Origin of the sequence: Bartonella sp. TS25HLJMH, from assembly GCF_042193505.1 — a bacterium.
Classification (GTDB): domain Bacteria; phylum Pseudomonadota; class Alphaproteobacteria; order Rhizobiales; family Rhizobiaceae; genus Bartonella; species Bartonella grahamii.
The window spans coordinates 1-2259 of record NZ_JBHILV010000039.1 but is presented as its reverse complement, the minus strand read 5'-3'; the positions used below and the strand labels follow the sequence as shown (position 1 = coordinate 2259).

Annotated in this window: 2 protein-coding genes and 1 pseudogene; all 3 read left to right on the top strand. The window is 43.3% G+C overall.

The window, feature by feature from the left end; genetic code table 11:
- A pseudogene (locus ACFINF_RS08675) lies at positions 1–1666 on the top strand (hypothetical protein); the annotation flags it as partial.
- Positions 1667–1675: 9 nt separating this feature from the next.
- Positions 1676–2005 (top strand): hypothetical protein, encoded by a 330-nt coding sequence (locus ACFINF_RS08670; protein WP_375620515.1) that lies wholly within the window; start codon positions 1676–1678, stop codon positions 2003–2005.
- A 63-nt stretch (positions 2006–2068) separates the two neighbouring features.
- Positions 2069–2259 (top strand): lysozyme (locus tag ACFINF_RS08665; protein ID WP_375620514.1); only part of this gene is annotated, 191 nt, incomplete at its 3' end.

Sequence of the window (2259 nt, the reverse complement as noted above, 5' to 3'; positions counted from 1 at the left end):
TGAAGCCAAGAAGATAGCGGAAAATTCAGGCAACACAGCTCATCAAGGGTGGAGTACAGCTAACAACGCGAAGGAAGCAGCCAATAACGCTAAGACTATAGCAAGTTTAGCAGAAAGAGCAGGCGAAGAAGCCAAGAAAATAGCGGAAAAAGCCGATGATCGAGCGTATGAAGCCAAGAATGAAGTAGAAAAAGCCAAGGAAATAGCTAGTAATGCAAAATATATAGCAGAACAAGCGCAAAGGGCAGCCGAAACAGCCGGTAAGAAAGCTGAGTCTTTAGAAGCAGCCGCAAAAGAAGCACAAAAAATCGCCAAGGAAGCCAAACAGACAGCAGGTTATGCCAACCATGACGCGACGCAAGCGCGTAATCAGGCAGAAAATGCAGAGAAAATAGCCTCGTCTGCGAGGAGTAGGGTCATCGATATCAATCAAGTGGTTGAGAATTTTAAAGCCCCCGTAAGTTTAGCGCGGATGTACTCAGACGAAGCTAAGAAAAAAGCCGAGGCAGCAGATTCAAAAGCCTATCAAGCCAAGAGCGAAGCCGAAAAAGCCAAGGAAGTAGCCGATAGAGCAAAAAGGACAGCAGAAGAAGCCAAAAAAACAGCCGATACGACGAAGCAAGAGCTTGGAGGTATCAAGAGTTCCCTAGCAACGGCAACAACAGCCCATACAGTAGCCTCACAGGCAAAAGTGCTAGCGGAAGAGGTTAACAATTTACTGAAACAGTCCAATTTAACGGTTCTTTCAATTTCCACGCCGTTTCTTGTTGCGACAGGAAAAAGTCAATTAACCTTGAAAAAAGGAACACGTATAACCTTGGCATTAGGCAATGATACTTTGGTTGCAAGTTATACGGCAGATAAAAGAATAAGCGTTCCTTCTCTTTCGGCGGGTAAGGATTATTATGTTTATTTGGTATCGGATGGAGGACAGTCTCATAAACTTGTTTTGTCAGAAAACTCTACGTATCCAAGGGATTACACTGTGAGTAATTCGCGAAAGATTGGAGGGTTTCATACGCTCTGTGCGGATGTTGGTACGATTTCTGGTCATCCCTTATCAGGCTATCGGGCAGGGGATATATTGCCGAACTCTGTTTGGTGTTTGAATCACCGCCCGCATAGTTCACCCGAAGGGATGGTTTATGATCTTGCGCAAGACCTTTGGGTTGATATTTATCTTCAGTCAGGGACGGGTCACAATACCCGCTCGGCGTATAATGTTCCTATTACGACGAACCGTCTACAAACAGATCATATATCCGATATGCTGCGTGTTAAGAAGGCTTTGCTCAATAATACAGAATTTACCTCTGCGATGTATGGAAGCAATGAAGGTGGTGGGATTCAAGGCAAAAAAGCACCTTCACCGAAACATTCTGGAGGTCATAAGAATACGGCAAATATACGGATGATTTCGCATATCGGTTGTGAAGATGGTTGCGGTTATGTTTGGCAATTTGTGAGAGATGTGTGTTTCATGCAAACAGTAACTGGAACCTCACCAAATGTACAGTTTAAAAAAGATATGTATGCATTGTTGGCTGGTGGAGACTGGTCAGATACTACGAATATCACTCCACATCTGCGTGCAGTCATTATACGGAATGCCATGTATGAATCGGCTAGCGCCCGTGGATGTAGTCATCCACGGCATTTTGTTTAGGAGGGGTAGATGATAGATTATCCAGAGCATTTAAATAGCAAGGAAGATTATCTGAATATGCTCGAATTTGATAAGGTTGAAACAGTAAGAAGGCTAGGGCAGCTTTTAGAGACGCGTTTTTATTGGGTTGCGATAAAGGAGCTTGGAGATGATGAAGAGGGGATTGATGATGAGAGGCATAAGGTTTGTCTAACAACAACCATGCTGTTTGATTCAAATGGTGATTTTGTAGCAAAGCGCACTCAATATGAATTACAGGAAAGCGAACATGCGCCGCTCTTTCAACTTGGCTTTCGTGTTGAAGAAGTCGAGCAACTGATCAAAGAGCATAGCCAATAGAGATCATAAAAAAATATTTTTATCCAGCCTCACTTTTGTGGGGCTTTTTTTATGGAGCGTCAGATGAGAAAGATATCGAAAGAAGGATTAGAACTTATCAAACAATGGGAAGGATTGCGTTTAGAGGCTTATAGAGATACGGCATGTGTTTGGACGATTGGTTATGGTCACACCAGCAATGCGGGTCACCCCCTCGTCAAAAAAGGCATGTGTATTAACAAAGAGCAAGCAGAAGAAATCCTTTGTGAAGACTT

Coding starts and splice junctions, on each gene's coding strand:
- ACFINF_RS08670 (WP_375620515.1), top strand. CDS start 1,676: ATGATAGATTATCCAGAGCATTTAAATAGCAAGGAAGATTATCTGAAT.